Below are 21,565 nucleotides of genomic sequence, written 5' to 3'. Positions count from 1 at the left end.
CTGAGGGTTATCGGATGCCGAAGGCGAAGCCGCCAATCGACGTGATGAGGTAGTTCGGGTAGGCCGGGGCGTCGTAGCCGTGGACCTGCGGAGGCGGGCTGGATGCGCGACACCGCACGCGGAATGCGCGGGCACCGCCTGTCCATGCACCGGACGCCGAGAGCGTCACCGACTGCTCGTAGGTGTAGAAGTTGGACGCGGTGAAGGTGTTGCCGTCGCCGCCCATCTGCTGAATCAACGCGCGGTACATCGGCGGCTCGTGCGAGGCGATGACGACCCACACGGAGTCGCGCAGCTCCTCCAAGATGACGTGCAACCCGTAGACGCGCGTGTTCGCGGTCACGGTCACCGACACGGAAGGCGTATGACCCTCGCCAGCCAGCACCGGAGCGCCGAGCCAGAACTCGTGGATCGCCACCCAATCGCCGAGCGGGATGAAGTTGTTGCCCGCCTGGTAGCAGAGGCTCGTTGCCCCGGTCCACCACACGCCGGTCGCCGACTGGAACTGCCCCACGATGTTGGGAGCATTGACGCGGCCTCGGAAGAACGCGCCGCCGTTGCGGTCCACGTAGAACACCGCGTTGTTGGCGTTCTTCGCGCCGGAGCCGACCCACAGGGGCCAGTCGCCGAGGTTGGAGATTTCCACGCGGAACTCGGCAGCGTTGACGATGTTGCCGTTGCCGTCGAGGGTGTGGGTCTTGAACGTGCCGCCGTTGATCGTGCCTGCGTTCGCCGTGAGCGCGGCCAGGGAGTTGACCCTGATCTTGTCCGCAGTGATCGTCCCGTCCACCACCAGCGCACCCTGGATACCCACGGTGGACTGGCCGCCGACCGTACCGATCACGAACGGATACTTGATGCTCGCCAGGGTGCCGCCCGAGGTGTACTGCGGGTGGACGAAGGCGAAGCGATCCGCGGTCACGATGAAGTCGCTGCCGGTCTGCGGGTTCGCGGAGAGGGCGATACCGGCGACCACGGGGACGCCGTTGATGGTGCCCGCGTTGATCTTGACCGAGTAGTTGGCCTGCCACTGACCGTACATGCCGGAGTGCTGCCCGGCGACCACATTGAACTCCTGCCGGATGGTGGCGAAGTCGCCGTCCTTGAACGCCTGTACCTGCGTGGCCGCGATGGCCTGTGCCTGCTCGGCGGTGATCTTGGTGGTGTTGAGCTGCTGCACCAGCGCGCCGGTCGGAGAGGTGACATCCAGGTCGGCCTTGCGCCAGCCGGTGCCATCCCAAATCTGCGTCAGGTACGCGCCGGTCTGCCCGGTCTTGACCCAAAAGGTCGGAACCTTGAAGCCGCCAGCGGGCGGGGAGGGCTGCGCGTCCGAGAAGATCGTCGGCGCGGTGCTGGTCTCCAGCGTGGATACCTGCGACGCCAGGGCTTCGCGTGCGGACGCTTCGGTGTCGATGCGCTGCTCGAAGGCAGCCGAGACCGCCGACACCTGGCCGTCGATCTCATTGGCGATCCCCTGCGGCACGTTCGCTCCGTAGCTCGCCGCCATCTGCTGCCGGAATGCCGTGTTGGCACCCTCGGCATCCGTCAGGGCTTCCGTGGTCTCGGCCAGGCCAGCGATGTTCTCGCCGTGGCGAACCACTGCCGTCTCAACGTCGGACACGCGGGCCTTGGTGGCGTCAACCTCGGCCATGACTGCGGTGCGGACCTGCGCCGCGCTGTCCTCGATCTCTGCGCCGAGGCGCTGCTCGGTGGCCGCGCGCGCCGCTTCGGTGGTGCTCTCCACCTCGTCGATGCGCTGGTTGAGCGCTGCGGAGATTGTCTTGCCGTTCTCGACCACCTGGCCTTGCAGCTCGGTGATCGCCTCGACGCGCGCGGAGCGCTCGTCAGCGATGGCGCGGTTGACCTCTAGGAATCGTGCCTGGTTGCTTTGCTCGCCGTAGTCCACCCGCGCGAACAGGTCGATGATCTGCTGCGCGATGACCTTGTTGCCTTCGGTCAGCAGCCCGATCTCGTGGGTGGCCGTGCTGATCCTGTCGCCGTAGTCGCGCTGCACGTCGAAGAACTCGTGCGAGCGCATGATCTCCTCCAGGATCGCCTCGGCGTTCACGTCGATGAGGTCGATGCGGGTCAGCAGGTCTTGCAGTGCTGGCGAGCGGAGGAGCTGCTCGATGATTGCATTGAGGTCCGGGTTACCACCGGGGTTGCCGGGGCCGCCACCGGGTAGGCCGCTGCCGTTACCGAACTCAGCGAGTTCCTGGTGTGCGTACAGCAGTTGGCGGAACGACTTGGACAAGTCGCGCGCCGGGAGGTTTGCGCCTTCCTTGTAGTTGACCAGGAGGGCGTCAATCGGCGTGAATCGCCGGATGGTCACAGTGTAGGGTGCGTCGAGCACGCCATCCTGCGACGGAAGCTCGATGGTGCTGGCGTCCACCCACGACACGGAGACAGCGCGGGCCGCGTCCGGTTCACCGACGAACGCCCGGATGTGTTCGCGGGCGATGTACGGGAACGGCACGGTGAACCGCGTAGGGCCTCCCTCGTAGGTGTAGAGCACGAAGGAAAGGCCGCGCGATAGTTCGATCATGCGTCCTCAAAAAGGTGGAGGCCCCGAAGGGCCTCCTGGTTACGGTCGATCAGTCCCGTCCTTGCGGTCGGGGAACTGCTGTAGGGCTTGATCCGCGATGTTGCGGACGCCCGTCATGTTGTTGAACCACCAAATCTTCCAGAAGTCGCGCATCTGCTTCTCGGTGATCTCCTCGTCGTCGCGGATGGCCGAACCGATCATCCGCGTGCTTCCGTAGACCTTGTTGAACAGGTCGATGGACGGGATGCCCATCACGCCATTCTCCAGGCCGGTCGAGCGGTTGTTGGCGAACACCGGGTCGTTGCCCAAGGCGTCCGCCCACACGGCGTCGGTGACCGCGGGGATGACGTTCGACCAGCTCGATTGCGCGACAGCGTTCTTGTAGAAGTTCGCCTGCGTGAGCTGCTTCTTCCGCTGCTCGGGGTTGCCCGCAGTGTTGATGTACGTGCGAGCCGCCCAGCCCATCCCTGCTGCCGAGGTGGACAGCACGACCATCGCGTAGGTGCGCCAGTCGTCGTAGTGGTGGACCGAGTTCAGGAAGTGGCGGGTGTAGCTGTTGACCATGAAGCTGCGGAACTGCGTGACGATGCGGCCGGTGGTGGAGTGCATCAGCTCGATGCTGTCCGAGGCGTCACCTTCGAGAACCTGGTGTCGCGTCACGCGGAACAGGAATGCCGCCATGCGCTCGCGCGTCTGGAACGGCAGCTTGTCCGGGTCGATCTGCTCGATCTGCCGCTTGCCTTTGAGGTAGCCGAACACGTCGGCCTGGGCCTTCTCGTCGAGGCCCCAGGTGCGCAGGCGGGCCACTTCGGCGTCCGACAGCTTCTTGGCGTTCGCCATGTCCAGCAGACGCAGCAGCGTGGCGCGACCAGCGATGCGTTGGAGCATCGTGTTGATCGGGGCCATGCCGGATGCGACCGAGGTGACGTGCGTCGCCATGTTCATCGCGTTGTCGATCTTCTCGCCGTGCTTGACGTTGAACGTCTGCGGCACGAGCGCATCCTCGTCCAGGCGCAGGAACGGCGGGTTGCGCAGCCAGTCGGTGCCGGGTGCGAACAGTCGCTCCATCACGCGCGCCTCTTGCGAGGACAGCTTGCCGTCAGCGCCGCGCACCAGGAAGTCGCGGGCGGCACCCACGGAGTTCCAGAAGTTGCGGAGACCGGCATGCGCGATGGTCGGGCCAAGCTCGGCGAACAGCGAGAAGCCGACCTGGTTCATTACGCGAGCGAAGTTCCAGTTGCGCAGGAACCGCGCGTAGCGTGCGCCACGGCTGGCGGGATCAAGTTCGGTGCTGCGGCCGAAGGTGGACTTGAGGCCGATGTCGATCAGGCGCTCGATGTCCTTCACGTCGTCGCCGGACTTGCGGGCGTCGCTCTTGAGCTTCGACACGAAGCGGTCCAGCTGTGCTCGGTTCTTGATGCCAGCCTTCGACGACAGCGCCGACCAGCCGGTGATCTCGCGCATGTAGCGGGTCATCACCGAGTCCACGTCGTTGTCGAACAGGTCGGCCATCGAGACCTGCACGTCCTCGCCAGCCTCGTTGCGGATGGTGGTGGAGTAGGTCTCGTCGAGGTCGATGCGCTTCTTCGCGCGGTCGAGCTTGCCCGACTCGTAGGTCTTGCGCTCCAGCTTCGACAGCAGCTCTTGCGACCGCACTGGCGAGACGCCCGCCTCGGTCAGCATGTTGCCGATCTCCTCGACCGAATCGCTGTCCAGCGGACGGACCAGCAGGTCCATCCCGTCGCCCTCGAAGTTCGCCTGAGCGCGCTTGAGGTAGGAGCGTGCAACCGCACCGAGCAGCTCGTCGTCGATCTCGTCGCCTTCGTCGGCGGCGGCCTCCCATGCGCGACGCATGGCGGGCTTGATGAGCTGGTCGATCACGTCGTCCTGGTGGAGCTGCATTTCGCCGAACAGGCGCTTGAAGCCCTTGCCGCTCCAGTAGCGCGGCAGGTAGTTGCCGTTCTGCGCCACGTTGGCGAAGCCGTCGAGGTTGCTGTCCTGCGCCAGCTTGAGCGCGTCCCGCATCGCCTTGGCGACGCTTCCGGCAGCCTTGGCGGCTTCCGGTGACACGTCCGGCGCACCGCGCACGGCACGGCCGACCTCCTCGTTGAACTTGGCGCGCTCGGAGAAGTTCCACCAATGCGTGCCCGTCCGTTGCTTGTAGGCGTCCCACGCGGCGTTCACTCCGCTCCGCCATTCCGTCTCCATGACGGCCAGGTGGCGCTTGGCGAACTCGCTGGTGGACTCCTGGACCGCGACGGAGCGATCGGTGTACCCGACACCATCGCGGAACAGCAGACGGCCCGCCTCGCGCACCAGCGGCGACTTGGCGCTACCCATGCGGGCAGCAAGGTCGCGGCGGACGGTGGCGAAGTGGGGCGTGATGTGCGCGTTGACCAGCGCCTTGTCGGTGAACTCCTGCTCGAATGCGGTCTCGTTGCGCAGCGGGAGGACGCCGGGCGTCGGGTCGGTGGTGGCGGTGCCAGCAACGCGGGCGGCCGACAGCGAGTCGTCACCAGCCAGCCGCTTCACCACGTCAGGCTTGACCTCGCCATCGAACAGGGCACCCCGGCGAGCGCCGAGGGCACCACCGAACGCGAACGACAGGGCGGCGCTCTGCACGCCATCCGCGAGCGTCTGCTCGGGGTCGTAGGTGGAGGTTGCGGCCGACATCAGCGCGGAGGTGCCCGCAGCCTGTAGACCGGATCGCACCGCGTTGGCGAGTCGTCCGGCCTTGGCTGCGTACCCCAGGCCGCCCGTGGCGAGATCGAGGCCGGTTGCCACCGGGTCGGTGAAGCCGAGGGCGATCTGTCCGCCCAGGCCAAACTGCGCCAGGTCGTCGTCCGCCATCTGATTCATAAAGGCCACGGATTCCAGATAGGAGAGGTGCTCGTCGGACGTGGCCCGGCCGAACAGCTCCCACTGCTCCGGGCGCAGGCCCATCGACTCCCAGCGCTTGCGCGCGTCTGCGGGAATGCGATAGCCCTGCTGCGGCTCGTAGCCCAGCTCGGTGATGAAGCGGTCGATGAAGCCGATGCCGCCCTTTGCCTGGGCAGCGCCCCATCCGTCCCATACGGTCGTCTGATCCTTCCGGCGCTGCGCGGCCTCTCGCTGCTCCTTGCGCTCGCGCACGGCTTGCACGATGGGCTGCTGGGTTGCCGGCTTGACGATGTTCTCGTCTGCGCCGGGTAGGGATTCAAACATGCGGTCTTACTTCCTCGTCAGGTACTCCAGGAAGTCCTCGGGGACTGCCGGGGTGGTGGTGGTTTGCTTGGTGCCCGCGTTGGGGACCAGCGGCTTGGTGAGGTCGAACTTGGGCAGCTCGAAGGCGGGAGCCTCGGCGGCGCTGCCGTCGCGCTTGGCGATGGTCGCGGGGACTTCCGTCGTCGCCGACTGCGAACGCAGGTCGCGGATGTTCCGGGACTGATCTGCCCAGGTGGTGCGCTGCTCGACCCGACGACGCGCCTGGGATTCCGCAAGGTCTCCCTTCCAGCGCTGGTGCTGTGCCGCGATGGCGCGCGGGTCGAAACCGATGGCGCGGCCGGTGTCCGGGTCAGGGATCAGCCAGTTGTCGGGGCCGACGATCTGCCACTGCCCCGGATTGCGGGGATTCGGCAGGGCCGACAGCTCATCCGGGTCGCGGCCGAGCTTGCGCGCGACCGTCTGGATCAGCTCGTCTACCGCTGGCTCGGCACCCTGCGGCATGCCGATGTTCGGCACGCGACGGCCGTTGACGGTCGTGCGCTGGGCGTCGATCTGACCGACCGCCGCACGGATGGCAGCTTCGCCGGACACGCCGCCACGAGAGGCGATGCGTTCGGCTTCCTGGCGGATGCGATGCAGCTCACGCGGGTCGCGCGGCTTGCCGTCGATCTCCAGGTAGTCCTTGATGCCGGACTTCCAGGTGTCGTTGATGACCGAGCGGGCCTCCTCGACTTCGCGCTTCGGTTGCGTCAGGGCGCGGGCGGCCTCCTGGTGCGACTGGCCGCTGCGCCGGGTGTCGTAGAGGTACTGGTCCAGCATTGCGGCAGCCTCGCCGCCAGCGACCGTATCGGCGTACTTGGGCGAGACCTTGCGGAGCTGTTCGTACAGCGTCGCGGCGTTCTGGAAGTTCTCCTGGAACGCCGGGTCAGCGCGCTTGAGGATGCGTTCGAGCTGGGGGATAACGATGCCCTGCCGTGCCCACTTCTGGAGCACCTGGCCGCGTGCGGCCTGCGGGGTTTCCTCCCACTCCTTACCGGCCTGCTTCTTGAGGTCGGCGTCGCTGATCTCGTAGGGATTGCCTCCGGCGACCAGCTTGCGGATGCGCTCCTCACGGGCGCGCTCCTTCGCTTCCTGCTCCCAGCGGCGAAGCGTCTGCTCCTGCTGATTGTTCCAGTAGCGCTTGAAGGACTGGAGGTCGCCGCCGCTCAGGCCGAACTTGCTGGCCCAGGTGTCGATGGTCTTGTGGGTGAGCTGGCCGCGATCCGCGAGGCCCTGGAGCGTCCACTCGGCCTCGGCCATCGCCTGCTTGCGTGCCTCGTCCTCGCGGTGTGCGATTACGCGGGCACCAGCGGCAGCCGCCGCGCGCAGCTCATCGCCGTGCTCGGTGTTCATCAAGCCGGGCTGGCCGTCGCCGCGGTCCTTCTCCAGGAACGCCAGGATCGACTGAGGATCGCGGTTGCCTGCGGCCAGCTCCTCCTTGGCGGCCTCGACGTAGAGTTCGTCCACGTCGCGCTTGTTGAGGTAGGCGTACTCCTCCTGGTCCAGCATCGCGTACAGGCCGTTCATGCCCTCGGAAGTGAGGAACGTGCCGCCCTTGATGCCGTCGCGGATGATCGCGGTCAGCGACTCCTTCTGCCGGACCAGCATTTCCCGCATCGAGTCGGCCTGCCACTGCTGGCGGACCTGCTGCGCGGCGCGCATGGCGACCGGCATCAGGGCCTTGCGGACCTGCGGGTCTTGGAACTCGGGGTTCTGCGTCAGCGCCGCCATCCGCTCCTTGATGAGCGGCTCGATGTCGGTGCCGGGTTCGGCCTTGGCGATCTCCTTGGCCGCTTCGATCTGCCAGTCGCGGACGCGGATGATGCCGTCAGCCTTGAGGTAGCCGCGACGCCATGACTCCGACTGCTGGGCAACGAAGTCCTCGGCCTGCCGGGGCGTACCCTCGGCGTCCTCCTGCATACGTTGGGTCGCCGCGGCGCTGTACTGCTCGCGGCTATTGGAGATCATCTGCGAGTTGACGGAATCCGAGACGCGCGTCAGCACCGCAGCGGCGGTGCGGGAGAGGGCACCGGCACCAGCGGAGGACGCTTGGTCAGCCTGCACCGCCAGAACGGGGCGCTCGGCGAGACGCTGCGGCACCTGTGCGCGGCGGATGATCTCTTGGGGTTTCGTGCGAGCCACGGGTTACTCGTCTCCGGGAATGGAATAGCGCTTGTAGGTTTGGATGTTGCTGTAGGCGTTCGCGCCTGACTGCATCACGCCGCCCAGCGCCTCGGCATTGCCGGTGCGGATACGTGCGCGTGCTTCGGAGCCGCTTTCGACGACTCCGTTCCTGCGGTTCTTCTCGATGAGGGCCATGTCACGGCCAGCCTGGGCCATGATGTCGTTCGCCAGCAGCTCGACCGAGTTGCCGGACACTGCCGCTTCTGCTGCGGAGGCGCGCATCGCGGATCGCAGTGCGCGGGCCTCCTCCATGCGCTGTTGGGTGCGCTCGGCGGCCTGGTCGTTGATCTGCTCCTGCTGACGCTCCGCGGCTTCCTCGATGGCCTTGTTGTTCTGATTCTGGCCGTACATGGTCGCCATCGCGCTGACTGCGGCGATACCGACCTGGACTGCTACGGGGTTGCACATGGGGTCTTGGTTACTCGGACGAAGGGTGTCTTGGCGAAGCCGTAGGCGGACTCGACGCCGCTCTCGCGGAAGCCAAGCCAGCCGAGCCATCGCCGCGTGGTGACGGCGTGGACATCGACGAAGTTGAAGATGGTGCCGAAGGTGGCCGACCACTCGTCGCTGATCCGCCGAGCTTCTCGGAGGAACGTGCGGCGGAACGTGGGAGCCACCAGGGCGTCGGTGCCCAGCAGCCAAACCGAGGCGATACCCTCGGCGTGCTGGGTGAAGCCGAAGATGCACACGGGGGAACCGTCGTGCATCGCGGCGAAACTGCGGTCGCTCGCGGTCACTGCAAATGCGAGCGCCTGGAGCGGGGTGTGACCATGCGAAGCCGCCACCTCCAGGATGTCCTCCTGCCGCATATTCTCGGCGACGTGGAGGATGTCGCTGGCGGTGGGGCTTCGATAGGTCAGGGTCATACTCGGCTGCGGGAGACGAACATGCCGCGCCACTGTGCTGACTGGAACCAGCACTGGAACGGCAGGCGGTTGACGAGGTGCATGCGGACGCTGTTGGCGTCGCCCAGCACGGGGAACCGGCGAGAGCCGGAGTGGAACGTCGGGGCGCTGGTGCGGAACACCGAGTCGTTGAGGACGCGCGCGGTGTACGCACCGGAGTGCGACGCCACGTAGGTCTCGACGCGGCCATTGCCGTGCTGCTCGACCTCCAGCTCGAAGTACGCGCCGTCCTTGTAGGCGACCTCGATGTCACGCACCTGCGTGCGGCCCACCAGCACGGCCTGGTTCTGCCCACCGCGAACGATGGGCTTGGTCAGGGTGAGACGGTGCTCGTAGTCCATGCCGACGACCACGCGGCCCTCGGTGTGGTTACCGGGGAGCGCGAGGCGGGTGCGGGCGTTGTCCCAGCGCGCCTTGGTGATGTCCAGGTACGCGCCGGGGTCTTGCCAGTCGTCCGTCTTGAGGACGGTGACCGTCATACCATCGGGCACGATGTAGGGCAGGTCGATCCAGGTCTCGTTGCCGAACTGCTGATAGGTGGGCTGCACCACCAGCATGCGGTCGAGCAGGAAGTTGTAGTCGCCCGTGGCATCCGCGTCGTGCTGGTTGAGCACCATACGGAACTTGAGCAGCTCGCAGCCGCCTCCTGGCGCTTCCGCGACGGCGTACAGCACGTCGTTGATGGCGTGCATGTGAACGATGCGGCCGACGCCGGAGATTGACCAGCGCGTCCATGCGGACTGCTGCTTCTCGTCGCCGATCCAGCGGACGAAGTAGACGTAGAGCTGCGCGTCGGTCGGCTCGTCAGGAGCGAAGAACACGCAGTCAGCACCACTTGCGCTCGCCATCGCTCGCATGCGGCCCGGCATCAGCTTGGGCACATGCGCGGTCACGTCGGCGGCGTCGCCGGTGACCGACAGGTCGTCGATGAAGTATTCGCGCACGCTTGCGTATGCGCCGCTGTCCTCGGTGAAGTACAGCGACTCGCCCATCAGCTTCGGCCGGATGTACGGCGAGCTGCTGTAGCTGTTGACCGGATCGCTCTTGACGTTCTTGGCGGCCAGGTACGGCTCGGCGGTCAGGAGGAACTGGCCGCCCGCAGCGGCAAGGAACAGGGCCGACTGGAACGGGACTGCGTGATAGAGCGTGGTGACGCCGTTCGACCCGCTGACGCTCACGTCGATGGGGTCGGCGTCGAGCACCTGGGTCACCGAAGTGCGCCAGAGGTTGAACGGATCGGAGACCTCGGACATCAGCACGTTCTCCCCGGCCAGGAAGCCCAGGCGGTCCCGGTGCTTGAACACCTCGCGGATGCGCTGGCCGTCGATGGACGGGAACGGGTTGCTTTGCTCGTCACCCGCGGGGCGCGCGGTCCACTCCGGTCCACCGAAGGAGAACCAAAAGCCGTCCGCATGCACCGGATCGGGGATGCGCTTGAGGATGTGCGGCATCGTCTTGGCATCGAAGCGGTGCTTGATGCCCGGCCGGGCGACCTCCAGGTAGACCGAGGAGGACTGCTTCTGGACGTAGTAGTCGTCGAACTGCGACTCGGACGAGCCGATGATGTTGTAGATCGCGCCGGTCGGCACAACGGCCGAGCCTTTGTCACCGGGCTTCGGCAGGTCGGACATCGTTTGCGCCGATCCGTACAGCGAACCGGGCGACAGCTCATCGCTCTGCTTCACGTCTACCAGCCGGTTGACGATGAAGGTGGTATCGGAGAACGTCGCCAGCGCGAAGCACGACCACGCACGCTGTCCCTGGGTGTCCAGGTAGTTGAGCGCGTCGCCCGTGGCGTTGACGGTGTATTCCTTGCCGGTCTCGTGGTCGAACACGCGGATGCTGCGGTGGCCCACGGCGACGATGTAGCGCTCGTTCTCATCGCGGACGATGGAGTGGAAGGCACAGTCGTGATCGAGGGTGACGCCAAGGCCAGCAACGAACTCGGCGGGCGGGCGCTTGCCAGCGCCCATTGCGGCATGCAGCCAGGCGTTGATCGCCTTGGTGAGCTGGTTCGGCGAGCGGACGGTATCGTCCTGCTGCGACTCGCCTCCCAGGAACGAGGGATAGTCCCCCGTGATTAGCGGCATCAGCGGTCCCAAATATCAGACACGTCCGTCGAGCCACTGAGGAAGTTGTGGCCGCGGGCGTAGGTGAAGTCGGCGTGCTCCTGCGCGAAGATGAGGTATGCCTCCTCCTCGTGCTTCTCGGTGAACACGTAGAGCTGGTCGCTACCCAGCACGCTCGTCTGGAACAGACGCGCAGCGCGCACGGCGATGTAGCGGCGGGCCGACTCGGGCAGCTCCTCGTAGGCGAGGAACCAGGTCACGAAGTCGGCGGTGGGTGCCGACGAGAACGTGTCGGCGAGGGTGAGCGGGTTGATGAGGCGCGTGCCTCGGATCACCAGCGGCTCGCTTCCGCGTGCGGGGACGAGCTTGAGGATCGACTGCGGCGGCAGCACCTTGCCTTCCGCGTTGAGCGTGAAGGTGAACGACTCGCTGGTGTTGAACCACCAGCCAGCGGTTTGGACCTCGCGGCTCACCGCGCGGAGGGTGTCGCGCGCCTGCGAGGCGTACAGGTTGCCGAGCGCTTCGAGGTCGCTGATCGGCGCTTCGCCGATAGCACCGAGCAGCACATTGACGGCTTCGAGTTCCGTGGTCGGAGTGAGTTCGAGGTTCATGGATTCGGGGCAAAAAAACGGGGGACACCCATGTGGATGTCCCCCGTAGATGGAGAGAGATTGAAGCGCCGCGGGATTTGCCCAACGGCGCTGTATTGCTTACGGGGCCTTCGACAGCTCGATGGCACCGCGCGGAGCCAGGATGCCGTGACCCAGCGCGTACTTCGCCAGCATCAGGGTGCCCTGCTTCTCGCCCTGGTACACGTCCTCCAGGGACAGGTCCAGCAGCTTGAGGGTGCCGACCGCCGAGCGGTGGAAGATCACGCCCACGGTGTCCGCGAAGTTGCCGCGGTACTTGGCCGGGATCGAGGCCAGGGACGACTCATCGACACGCGGCATCGCGTTGATCTTCACCAGCGGGATGCGGGCGACCGAGGAAATGATCGCCTGGCCGTAGGAGCCGTTCGATTCCGCGTTGATGTCGCGGTCGATCAAGTCCTTGTTCTCGGTCAGCAGATACCACTGAGCCGGGGCCAGTGCGCCAGTGAACTCCTGCGGGTTGTCCGGCAGCAGCTTCTCGTCGAACAGCATGCGGGCGTTGCGGAACGCATCGGCCAGCACGGTCGGATCGGAGGCCATCGTGGCGGCCTTGATGATGGCACCACCCGGCTGGCCTTCGACCTTGCCTTCGGTGGTACGAGCGGCCAGGATCGCGCAGCGCAGCTCGTTCTGCATGCGCTTGAGCGCCAGCTCCGCACCCTGCTGACGGGTGTACTCGGAACGCACGTCGTAGTGGTTCATCGCTTCGTCGATGTTGGCGATGAAGGCGTGCGAGATCAGCATCGGATCGAGGGTGATGATGGTCTCGTTGTGCTCGACCACCAGGCCCTTGATCTCGGTGCCCGGCACATGGTACTCGGAGCCGATGGTGCCGACGTTCGGGAACGAGGCGGACTTGCCGCTCTCGATGTTGCGCACCGACACGCGGCCGTCCAGCTTGTAGTTCTCGACGAAGCTGGTGATGGTTTCAGCAGTGTAGTTCTGCTTGAACAGCGCCCAGGCGTCGCCGTTGGCCTGGGCTTGACCCAGGCGGGAGGGGATTGCGTCCGACATTTAGTCCTTGCTTGAGGTTGAGTGGATTACTTGAACAGCGGCGACACGGCCAGGCGGGCGGAGACTTCCGCGCGGTAAGCCGGATCACGGTGGTAGCGCACATCGCGCATCGCTTCGACGACCTGCGCCTGCGACTGGAACGGCTTGGGACCAGCATCGGCGTTCGATGCGGTCTTGCCATTCAGAAGGCGGCCGTTGCCGCCACGGAGGGCGACGAGGCCCTGGACTGCCAGCGCTGCGCGGCCGGCGTCGCCGGACTGCACCGCTTCGTTGAACGCCCGCTTCTGCTCGGCGCTCAGGTTGGTCTTGGCCCACTGGACCAGGCCGTCGTAACCGGCCTTGCCACCTGCGGGCGAGTAGACGGCGTTCTCGTAGGTCTGCACGCGAGCGCGCAGGCCATCGACGTACACGTCCACCAGCTCCTTCGGATAGCCCGCGTCCTGGAGCTTCTTGTAGCTCTCCTCGGACAGCGAGCCGTTCGAGTTGAACTCGGTGGCGAAGTCGTCCAGGTTCAGGCCAGCTCGCGCCAAGGCGTCACGCGCGTCATCCGCGGTGGCGTCGTCGATGGTCGCGGGGCCGCCCTTGCCACCCTTGTCGTCGGCTGGCGTGCTCAGTTCTGCGTAGGCGGCTTCCAGCTCCTCCACGGTCTTGTACTTGCCGCCGAACAGGCGCTCGCCATCGGTGCCACCCTGCGCGCCCTGTGCGGGCTGCTGGGTGTCCTGGGAGTTCTGCGGCGGCTGCTGACCTGGGGTCGGCTGGCCGTTGATGCCGTCAAGGCTGACGGTCACTTCGGACTTGCCCGGCTGCGACATTACTTGTCCTCGGGCTTGTAGTTGACGATGACCAGGCCGTTCGTCTTGCGGGTGATCTCGGCCTTGCCCTTACGCTCGACGCTCGGAGCCTTCGGGGCTTCCTTGGTCGGCTTGGCGGGCTTCTCGGTGGTTTCGTTCGACATTGCGTCCTTCTCGGGGTTACGGGGTTTGGGTCATCGCTGAGGCGATATTCGGAGCGGCACGGACCATCGCCTCCTGCGCCGAGGCGTCCTGCTGTTCGGCAGCAAGCTCGTCGTCGGAGCGGATCAGGCCCTTGGTGGAAATGTCGGAAGCGGCGGCCAGTCGGGAGATCGCCTCGCCACTGTTGAGGCGGCGTGCCTTCTCCTCTGCGCCGACAAGCGCATCCACTGCCTGACCGAACTCGATCAGCTTGTTCAGGTCGTGGCCGCGGCCGAGGGCAGCGATGCCAACGGTGATGCGCGGCTTGATGAGTTCCTGCGGCAGCTCGGGCAGGCGACCCTGCTTCTGGAGCTTGTGCAGGCGGCGGCGGATCAGCGGCAGCAAGAGCTGCTCGCCCGACATCGCCATGAAGCCGCTGAGGGCGTCGTCGAGTTCCTGGGTGAGCACCCGGATTTCGTAGGCGGTCACACGCTCGCCGGGGCGCTGCACGGCGGACTTCACGCCAAAGATCAGCTCCAGCGAGTTCGCCAGCCCTTCGGCCTCCTGACGCACGAAGTTCAGGTCGTAGGCTTTCTGGAGCTGGAGCGTGGTCACGTCGCTGGCCTCGCCACGCAGCACCGCGCCGGACTCGGCCTCGGTGAGCTGGCGCTCGCGGATCGTCGAGGTCGGCTTGAGGAACATGATGATCTTCGCCAGGGCGGCGGCACCCTTACGGATCGCCTTGCGCAGCGCCTCCAGCGACTCGAACGCGCCCACGTAGTCGTAGACCAAGCCCTCGCCGTAGTCGTCCACGAGGGACGGCGGGGCGCACAGGGGAATCCACGGGCAGGCGTCGATGGGGTAGGTGCCCACGGTCTCGGGGACTTCGACGCCCTCGACCTCCTGGACCACTTCCCACTCCTTGCCATCTTCCGAGCGACGCACCCAGGTGTAGAGGTTCACGTCGTCGTTCTTGGTCTTTTCGTCGCGTTCCTGGGCGAGCTTCTGCATCACCGCCGCGCGGATCGAGTCCGGCAGCATGGCCGGGGCGATCTTGTCGAGCGTGATGATCTCCAGCACGTTGCCCAGGCCATCGCGGTCGGTCACGTAGGAGGTCAGCGGGTACAGCTTGGGCTTGCCCTCGTCGGGGTCGTAGAGCAGGAAGTTGCCGAGGACGATGGCGTGCTTGGCCGCCTCGCTGAGGACCGGGCGGACGCCGCTGGTCTCCAGGTCGTTGACGATGACTCGCTCCACGTCCACCAGCGCGGCCTCCAGTTCGGAGGTCTCCACGCCAGCCTGCTCGGCGATGTTCTCGGCGACGGCCTGGTCAGGCGCGAGCTTGAACACCGAGGCGTTCGGCGGGAGCCAGGCCAGCACGATCTTCGAGGCCAGGGCGTTGACGCACTTCGGGCCGGTGTCGATGTAGGCGGAACCGGGGGTACGCGATTTCGCGCCCTCGTCCACCCACAGGCGGGGCAGGGTGACCTTGGCGCAGCGCTTGGCGCGCGTCTCGGCTTCTTTGCGGTTGGACTTGAGATCGCCGTAGCGCTTCGCGGCCGTCTGCTTCTCGGCCGAGGTCTGCTTGGCGTCAGCCATTCGGAATGGTCAGTCCTTGGTACTGCGTTGCGTTGTTCAGGTCCAGTCGGACCTTGGACTTACGCCGCTGATCGGCCGCGTGGCCGGTCGGCTGGGTGTCCTGGCGGGTCAGCAGGATCGGGTCTTTCTCCTGCTGGTCCGGCATGTTGGGCTTGCTGCACATGATTAGCGGGCGCGGTGCTCCATCTGCTCGACCTTCCGCAGCGCCTTGAGCCGGAGGATCAGGCGGCGCTCGCCCTGCCGGAGCAGGAACTCCTCCTTCGGCTGGGCGGGGTCGTAGATCACTTCGGGGTGCAGTTCGTCCAGGAGGTCGATCAGGTCGTAGGAGTGCAGAGGGATTTGCATAGAACTCCTGGGTTATGAATAGGTGGGGAAACTGTCGTTTCCCCCGATGATGACCACTAAACCCTTAGAGTCGGGCCAGTGATTCCGCGACCATCCGCAGGCGGTGGATCGGGCCGTTGTTGTCGAGCACGGTGTCGATCAGGTCGCCGTGGACGCCTGCCTCGGAGGCATGCGCCGAGACCGGGACCGCGCTGTCGCGGAGCACCTGGACCACCTGGCCGCCCCACTCACGGATGAACTGCGCCTCGTTGTCGAAGCGAACGTCCGACACCACGACGCCAGCAGCGCCGTCGCGGCGGGCCTGACGGATCTTCTGCGCGACCACCTTGACCCACAGGTCGCGGTCGATCATTTCGCGGCCCCACTCGGTGCCCACGGTCTGCATCAGGCGGCGCGGGGTCTGCCCGTTGAGCCAGTCGAGCGGCTCCTCCTTGAGCGGGCCGTCCTCCATCGCGGACACCGGCAGGCCGGTGATGTCCGCCACGAAGGCGCGGATCGGGGCCGCGAAGGACAGCTTCACGAAGCCGTGGTCGCTGACCAGGAACTCGGCCAGGGTGTCTTTGCCGCTACGGGCGCGGCCGGTGATTCCGATGATCTTCATGGGGACTCCAGAAAAGGAAAGGCCCGCACGAGGCGGGCCGAAGGGGACTTGGGGGAGCGGCGCTACCAGCCGGGACGGCCGTGCAGCGACAGGTTGATGGCGAGCGCCAGCAGCTTCGGGCGCATCAGGCGAAGCAACGGGCGATCAGCCAGGCCGCACCAGCAACGCCGACAGCGGCAGGCCACAGCTTGACGCTGCCAGCCGAGCGGTACAGGGCGCGTTCGAGGGTGTTGAGGCTGCGCCACCACAGCCAGGCAGCGCCGTAGGCGACGAAGGCGAACAGCACGGCCAGCACGGCGACGATGGTGATGAACAGGATCAGGGTTTCCACAGCTTCACTTCCTTGGTCTTGGGGTTGTAGTCGCCGTAGCGCAGGATTCGCGCGAGGCGTGCTTGGCGGATCGCATCGTGCTTCGACAGCGGCTCGGTGCCGCCGCGGGGGATGCGGGTGGTGTAGGTGGTGACGACGGTGTTCCACAGCGCGCCGAGGTGCTCCTCGACGGACGCATCGCGGTACGCCTCGTGGATGGGCATGAGCAGCTCGTCCGCGCCCTTGTGGCCGATGCCGGGGAAGCCGGGGTAGTTGTCCACCTGGTCGCCCGTGAGCACCTGCTTCATCCAGAACAAGTCAGCGTCGTGAGCCGAGATCGGCCTGACGCCCACGTCGGGACGGTTGGGGTTGTAGAGACGGATGCCGGGGATCGTCTGCATGTCCTTGTCGATGGACACGACGATGCGGCTGCCTGGCGCGCGCTTCGGATTCGGGTGCGAGGCCAGCAGGCCCAGCACGTCGTCACCTTCCAGGTTCTCGATCTCCACGATCTTGTCGCCGAACTCGTCGTAGACGAACTCGTCGAGCACGTACCACAGGGCAGGCTTGTCCTTGCTGGCACGGTTGAGCTTGTAGGTCGGGTCGATGTCCTTGCGGAAGTTGTGCTTCTTGCAGGACAGGGCCAGCAGGTAATCACGAGCGCCGAACTTCTCGACGATCTCGTCGATGTAGTCCTCCAGCTTCGCCTTCGCGCGCTCGGGCTGGATCGCCTCGACCTTGTTGCCGTCGCCGTTCCAGTCGATGTTCGCGGTGTTCGAGAACGCGAGCTGGTAGCGCAGCACGTCGGCGTCGATCAGCAGCAGGGGGCCGCGCTTGTTCATGCGTCCACCCACTGCCATCCCAGGAGCGCCAGCGCGAACCAGCGGTGCAGCCGGTTCGGACGCTCCCGGACCTGTACGAAGAAGTTGCCGCCGATGACCCAGGAACCGGCCGCCTGCGGTGGCCGATAGGTGACGTAGGAAGTCATGGCCGCTTCTCCGGGTGGCGCTCATACCACGCCTGTAGCTCGGCGGCGTAGCGCTTCATTCCGGCCTGGTACTCCGGGCCGTCGCCGAGCGGGTACTCGTGCTCGTCGCACACGAAGTCGGTGGTCGGGATGGTGTACGGAATCTGCGTGCAGGAGTTCCCCGTACACATCGACTGCCACATGATGATGTAGGAGTCCTCGCTGTGCCCTTTCAGGCACGAGCCATAGTCCGCACTCGGCGGCCAGGGCTTCATATCGCACGCGGCGAGGCCGGCACACAGCGCCAGGATCAGGAGAGCGCGCTTCATACCATGCTCTCGTGTACGGCGACCCAGCACTTCTCGCTAACGCGGCGGATGAAGTAGATCGCGGTGTTCCACTCCACGGGGCGCAGCATGCGCTCCGTGCAGCACGGGCACTTGGCGTTGTAGGCGTGAACCTCGGGCTGGTGTTCGAGCACAGCCACGCGGTAGGTAGTACACGGAGCGATCAAGCGGACATCGCCGTCAGCGGGGCCGCCAATGAAATGCACGCGAAGCTGATTCTCGTTCATCGGTTCGATTCCTTGAGGACTTCCAAGGCGCTCGCCTTGTCGGCGTTGCAGCGCTGGAGGCCGTCCTCGGCGTTGCCACCGAAGCGGTAGAGGTCGTAGGTGGTGGTGGTCGGGTCAGCCATCACGGCGTCCAGTGAGGAGTGCGTGCCCTCAATGACGGTCGGCTGGAGGAACTGCTCCGGCACGACTTTCGAGGTGTGCGCGGCGCAGCTCGTCAGGAATGCGGCGAGACAGGTAATCGCCAGTTTCCGGGTCAGCATTTGCTGCAATCTCCACAGAGCGGTTGGTGGTGGCGCGGGCGTTCCGCAGCGCTGCATCGAAGGCAGAGCGGCGCACGGCTTCGCGGTTGAGGGTCTCGACGGTCTGCTTGAGGTCGGCCAGTTCCTTTGCCGACTCCTCCAGCTCCGTCACGCGCTGGGCCATTGCGGTGTACTTCCAGGCTGCGAAGCCGCCAGCCGCGAGCGCGGCAACGACCAGCAGCGCCGCGAGGGCGCGCAGGATGTTGGTTGGGTTCATCGGTTCTCTTGGACGTAACAGGCGACTCGCAGAAGCTCCGAGGGAGTCGCGTCGGACTTGATCTGATTCGCGCGTGCGGAGATCACGCGCACGTTGCCCCGGACGTAGCCGAGGTCAGGTTCGATGCGGTCGAGCGTGGGTGAGTTGGGGCCTTGGGCCTTGCGCCCGACAGCGCGGTACAGCGGGATGCCCAGCGCCGGGCAGAAGTCGGGGACCACGATGTCGTCCGACGTGAGGTCGAACGGCAGTCCCTTCCTTGCTGCCCGGCGTTTCGCTTGGCGCACCAGGGCGAGTGCAATGTCCCGCTTGCCGCGGGTCAGTGCGTCTCGGCCCAATTCCTTCCGATCTTGAACTCGCCATCCAGCGGACAGCGGAAGCCGAAGTGATCGCCAGCCTTGCGGATGGCGGCCTGGGCGGTCTTGCCCACGAACTCGGCCTTGTCCTCGTCCACTTCGATCTGCCACTCGTCATGGACGTTGGCGAGGAACTCGTAGTGGACGCCCGGCACCAGCCCTGCGGCTTGCAGGTCGGCGTCGAGGATCACCAGGGCTTTCTTCATCACCAGCGCACCGGCCGACTGGAGCAGGGTGTTGAGCGCGGCGTGGTCGCTGCGGATGTGCAGCTTCCGGCCGTCGAGACCGATCAGGTATCCCTTCTCGGCCGCGCGCTTCTTGACCCCGCGTACCAGCTTCTCCAGCGCAGGCAGCCCCGCCAGGAACTTCGAGCGGAGCTTCGCCCCGGCCTGGCGACCCTTGCCCACGATGGAGCCCAGCTTCGCGTCGCCTGCCCCGTAGAGGAAGGCGTAGATGAAGGTCTTGGCGTTGTCGCGGGTGGGCAGTCCTGCCGCCGATTGGTTGACGGAGTGGATGTCGCCTTCGAGGATGACCTTGGCGTACTCGCCACCGTCGTGCTTTGCCATGAAGTGAGCCAGGCAGCGCAGCTCCAATCCCGAGGCATCCGCGCCGACCTGGAGCTTCCCTGTCGGGACGCAGAACAATGAGCGGCACTCGAATCCGTATCCGCCTTCCTGGCCCTTGAGGATTCCCTTCTCCTTCGAGTGCTGGACCTTCGGCACCTGAGCGATGTTCGGCTTCGAGTGCGTCATGCGGCCGGTCACCGCTGCGTTCTGATTCACGCTGCCGTGGATGCGGCCATCCTTCTTGATGGCCTTGAGCCACGCCTCGTCGCCTTCGGCGAGCTGGCCGAGGCGCTTGTTGACGATGAAGTGCTCCAGCAGGAGCGGGATGATCGGGAACTTGAGCGCGCCCAGGACTTCTTCGTCGATCTTCGGCTGGCCCTTCTCGGTGAACTCTTGGGGCTGCCAGCCATACATTGCAGTCAAGCGGTCAGCGATGTGCTGTCGGCTTGCCGGGTTGAACACCACGTCCTTGTAGGTCGTGACCTCCACGCCCTTGACGTAACCGCGGCGCTTGTCGTCGCGCTTCGGTACGAACTTGCGCTTCACCACCTTCCACGGCGGAATGACCCTGCGCAGCTCGGCCTCCAGCGCAGTGCGCCGGGACACGAGGATGCACTCCAGCTCACGCGCCTTCTCCTGATCGAACAGGTAGCCGTAGCGCTGCTGGCGCGAGAGGATCGGCGCGACCGCCTGCTCCAGCTCGATGGCCTCGGTGGGGAGGCCCTTGCTCATCAGCAACGCGAACAGCGCTTGCGTTACCGCAACGTCCTGGTCGCAGTAGTCGTCCATTTCCTGAGACCACTGTGCCCAGGGGTCGAGGCCGCGTGCGGCCATCTGCGCCGCGTAGTCGCCTTTCCAGCGGCCGAGGCGGTAGCCCCACGCTTCGAGGGCGTGGCGGCCGATCAGCTTGCCCGGCAACACCGGGTTCGCTCCCTGCTTCTTGCGGGCCTTGAAGTCGCGGTCCTTGAGGTCCGGGTAGACCAGTGTGGACATCAGCAGCGTGTCGAAGTACGCCTGGACCTTAAAGTCCGGGAACACCTTGGCGATAGCCGGAATGTCGAATCCGGCGATGTTGTGGCCGACAACGCGCTTGGCCTTCTTGAGCCTCTCGACGGCCTGACGGACTGTCATTTCGCCCGTGCCGTGATCGTTGGCGGACAGGATGGGACCGCGCGGTGCGCCGGTCTCATCTACCTCTTGGAGGGAAATGCAGTGGATCGTGTCAAGTTCGTCGAGGAGGCCATTGGTCTCGCAGTCGAATACGAGGATCAACGGCGGTCCTCCTTACGGGTAGCCGTGGTTGGTTACGGGGATTGCGCGGACGCGGCGGCGGGCGCGGAGGATGTACTCCGGCTCGGGGGCCTTCGGCGGCGTGTGGATGCCCTGGGGCGCGTGACCGGGGAAGTCGTCGTCCTCGAACAGTTCGTCCTGCTCGGGCTGGCCGGGATGCAGCGTGTAGCCGTAGTCCTCGACGTAGTGCGTGATGCGGCGGATGGTGCGCTCGGTGCCGTTGTTGTTCAGCACGAACAGCAGCTTCTCCGATGCGTCGGCAACCGCGCCTTCGAGGGATACGACCACCACCTCGTCGGTGCTGGGTTCGTAGATGGCGACATGGGCGCAGCACCGCAGATCGAAGCGGGCGCAGTGCTCGTGCGGCGTGCCGAACTCGAAGCCGATCAGGCTCACGAGGTGACCCTCGGGCGAGCGGAAGTTACGGATACCGTTCGGGGCGGCTTCGCTGGTCCAGTCGCCACGGCCGCTCAGGTACGCGGCCACGTAGGTGTAGCTCGCAAGTGACACGAAGAAGCAGTCGATGTCCTTGATTTCGGTCCCGTCGTAGAACGCGCGCAGGCTTCCGCCACCCAGGATGACCAGGTGGCGGACTTCGGCCGGCAACACGTCGAACAGGGACCGAGCGTGTTGCTCGGCAGTCATGGTTGGTCCCTTAGCGGATCAGGTTGGTGAAGCGCTCGGCGACGCGCAGTGCGCGCTCGGCTTCTTCCTCGTGCTCGTCGGCCTGCGAGTGCAGGACATCGGCCTTGTCGCGCAGCGTCGAGGCGGTGGCGATGCGGTCGGCGCTGATCTTGAACAGCTTGTCCACCTGGCCCTCCAGCACCTTCACCACGTCGGTCACGGTATCCTTGCGGAACGGTGCGGTCAGCAGGTCGATTGCGATGGCGACGATCTCTTTCATT

Annotated in this window: 25 protein-coding genes; all 25 read right to left on the bottom strand. The window is 65.8% G+C overall.

Annotation, left to right across the window (positions count from 1 at the left end):
• Positions 1-7 precede the first annotated feature (7 nt).
• The 25 genes from AC5P78_RS06005 to AC5P78_RS05885 all read right to left on the bottom strand — a co-directional run bounded on the left by AC5P78_RS06005 (position 8) and on the right by AC5P78_RS05885 (position 21,564).
• The gene (locus tag AC5P78_RS06005) at positions 8-2,545 is read right to left on the bottom strand and encodes a phage tail fiber domain-containing protein (RefSeq protein ID WP_495217168.1); all 2,538 of its coding nucleotides are present in this window, start codon (positions 2,543-2,545) and stop codon (positions 8-10) included.
• A gap of 39 nt (positions 2,546-2,584) precedes the next feature.
• On the bottom strand, positions 2,585-5,749 hold the full coding sequence (locus AC5P78_RS06000) for a hypothetical protein (RefSeq protein WP_155029022.1): 3,165 nt from the start codon (positions 5,747-5,749) through the stop codon (positions 2,585-2,587).
• 6 nt (positions 5,750-5,755) lie between these two features.
• Positions 5,756-7,930, bottom strand: a complete 2,175-nt coding sequence (locus AC5P78_RS05995; protein WP_495217167.1) for a hypothetical protein — start codon at positions 7,928-7,930, stop codon at positions 5,756-5,758.
• A gap of 3 nt (positions 7,931-7,933) precedes the next feature.
• Positions 7,934-8,332: a virion core protein, T7 gp14 family gene (locus AC5P78_RS05990; RefSeq protein ID WP_495217166.1), complete on the bottom strand. Its 399-nt coding sequence runs from the start codon at positions 8,330-8,332 to the stop codon at positions 7,934-7,936.
• 32 nt (positions 8,333-8,364) lie between these two features.
• Positions 8,365-8,838, bottom strand: a complete 474-nt coding sequence (locus AC5P78_RS05985) for a hypothetical protein (RefSeq protein ID WP_423373203.1) — start codon at positions 8,836-8,838, stop codon at positions 8,365-8,367.
• Entirely contained in the window at positions 8,835-10,979 is a 2,145-nt protein-coding gene (locus AC5P78_RS05980; protein WP_495217165.1) for a phage nozzle protein, read from the bottom strand. Before AC5P78_RS05980 ends, AC5P78_RS05985 begins: the two co-directional genes overlap by 4 nt.
• Positions 10,967-11,557 carry a phage tail tubular protein A gene (locus AC5P78_RS05975; protein ID WP_005412402.1) on the bottom strand — a complete coding sequence of 197 codons (591 nt, stop codon included), beginning with the start codon at positions 11,555-11,557 and terminating at the stop codon, positions 10,967-10,969. The genes AC5P78_RS05980 and AC5P78_RS05975 overlap by 13 nt, the downstream gene beginning before the upstream one ends.
• Positions 11,558-11,656: 99 nt before the next feature.
• Positions 11,657-12,610, bottom strand: coding sequence for a major capsid protein (locus tag AC5P78_RS05970; RefSeq protein WP_088476075.1), 954 nt, complete (start codon positions 12,608-12,610; stop codon positions 11,657-11,659).
• Between the two features lie 26 nt (positions 12,611-12,636).
• Positions 12,637-13,422 (bottom strand): capsid assembly protein, encoded by a 786-nt coding sequence (locus AC5P78_RS05965; RefSeq protein WP_049397856.1) that lies wholly within the window; start codon positions 13,420-13,422, stop codon positions 12,637-12,639.
• Positions 13,422-13,565 (bottom strand): hypothetical protein, encoded by a 144-nt coding sequence (locus AC5P78_RS05960; RefSeq protein ID WP_004154577.1) that lies wholly within the window; start codon positions 13,563-13,565, stop codon positions 13,422-13,424. The genes AC5P78_RS05965 and AC5P78_RS05960 overlap by 1 nt, the downstream gene beginning before the upstream one ends.
• Positions 13,566-13,581: 16 nt before the next feature.
• A complete protein-coding gene (locus tag AC5P78_RS05955; RefSeq protein WP_005412405.1) occupies positions 13,582-15,138 on the bottom strand; it encodes a portal protein in 1,557 nt (518 codons plus the stop codon).
• Positions 15,131-15,283 (bottom strand): hypothetical protein, encoded by a 153-nt coding sequence (locus AC5P78_RS05950; RefSeq protein WP_005412406.1) that lies wholly within the window; start codon positions 15,281-15,283, stop codon positions 15,131-15,133. Before AC5P78_RS05950 ends, AC5P78_RS05955 begins: the two co-directional genes overlap by 8 nt.
• A gap of 20 nt (positions 15,284-15,303) precedes the next feature.
• Complete coding sequence (locus AC5P78_RS05945; RefSeq protein ID WP_004154580.1) at positions 15,304-15,483, bottom strand: hypothetical protein; 180 nt, start codon at positions 15,481-15,483, stop codon at positions 15,304-15,306.
• 64 nt (positions 15,484-15,547) lie between these two features.
• The gene (locus tag AC5P78_RS05940; RefSeq protein ID WP_329762313.1) at positions 15,548-16,084 is read right to left on the bottom strand and encodes a deoxynucleotide monophosphate kinase family protein; all 537 of its coding nucleotides are present in this window, start codon (positions 16,082-16,084) and stop codon (positions 15,548-15,550) included.
• 124 nt (positions 16,085-16,208) lie between these two features.
• Positions 16,209-16,415: a hypothetical protein gene (locus AC5P78_RS05935; protein ID WP_164260809.1), complete on the bottom strand. Its 207-nt coding sequence runs from the start codon at positions 16,413-16,415 to the stop codon at positions 16,209-16,211.
• Entirely contained in the window at positions 16,403-17,236 is an 834-nt protein-coding gene (locus AC5P78_RS05930; RefSeq protein ID WP_004154583.1) for a hypothetical protein, read from the bottom strand. Before AC5P78_RS05930 ends, AC5P78_RS05935 begins: the two co-directional genes overlap by 13 nt.
• Positions 17,233-17,382: a hypothetical protein gene (locus tag AC5P78_RS05925; RefSeq protein ID WP_495217164.1), complete on the bottom strand. Its 150-nt coding sequence runs from the start codon at positions 17,380-17,382 to the stop codon at positions 17,233-17,235. The genes AC5P78_RS05930 and AC5P78_RS05925 overlap by 4 nt, the downstream gene beginning before the upstream one ends.
• Positions 17,379-17,690, bottom strand: a complete 312-nt coding sequence (locus AC5P78_RS05920) for a hypothetical protein (RefSeq protein WP_164170919.1) — start codon at positions 17,688-17,690, stop codon at positions 17,379-17,381. Before AC5P78_RS05920 ends, AC5P78_RS05925 begins: the two co-directional genes overlap by 4 nt.
• Positions 17,687-17,935, bottom strand: coding sequence for a hypothetical protein (locus AC5P78_RS05915; protein WP_164170918.1), 249 nt, complete (start codon positions 17,933-17,935; stop codon positions 17,687-17,689). Before AC5P78_RS05915 ends, AC5P78_RS05920 begins: the two co-directional genes overlap by 4 nt.
• Positions 17,932-18,057: a hypothetical protein gene (locus AC5P78_RS05910; RefSeq protein ID WP_005412413.1), complete on the bottom strand. Its 126-nt coding sequence runs from the start codon at positions 18,055-18,057 to the stop codon at positions 17,932-17,934. The genes AC5P78_RS05915 and AC5P78_RS05910 overlap by 4 nt, the downstream gene beginning before the upstream one ends.
• Positions 18,058-18,085: 28 nt before the next feature.
• Positions 18,086-18,451, bottom strand: coding sequence for a hypothetical protein (locus AC5P78_RS05905; RefSeq protein ID WP_005412414.1), 366 nt, complete (start codon positions 18,449-18,451; stop codon positions 18,086-18,088).
• Positions 18,448-18,786: a hypothetical protein gene (locus AC5P78_RS05900; protein ID WP_050483582.1), complete on the bottom strand. Its 339-nt coding sequence runs from the start codon at positions 18,784-18,786 to the stop codon at positions 18,448-18,450. The genes AC5P78_RS05905 and AC5P78_RS05900 overlap by 4 nt, the downstream gene beginning before the upstream one ends.
• Entirely contained in the window at positions 18,768-20,642 is a 1,875-nt protein-coding gene (locus AC5P78_RS05895) for a DNA polymerase (RefSeq protein WP_457894654.1), read from the bottom strand. Before AC5P78_RS05895 ends, AC5P78_RS05900 begins: the two co-directional genes overlap by 19 nt.
• Before the next feature lie 12 nt (positions 20,643-20,654).
• Positions 20,655-21,305, bottom strand: a complete 651-nt coding sequence (locus AC5P78_RS05890) for a hypothetical protein (protein WP_495217163.1) — start codon at positions 21,303-21,305, stop codon at positions 20,655-20,657.
• Positions 21,306-21,315: 10 nt separating this feature from the next.
• The gene (locus AC5P78_RS05885) at positions 21,316-21,564 is read right to left on the bottom strand and encodes a hypothetical protein (RefSeq protein WP_005412417.1); all 249 of its coding nucleotides are present in this window, start codon (positions 21,562-21,564) and stop codon (positions 21,316-21,318) included.
• Between the last annotated feature and the right edge of the window lies 1 nt (position 21,565).

Source organism: Stenotrophomonas sp. YJH_SMC_133 (assembly GCF_059370655.1).
The sequence above is the reverse complement of the archived record's forward strand: the minus strand, read 5'-3'. Positions and strand labels throughout refer to the sequence as shown.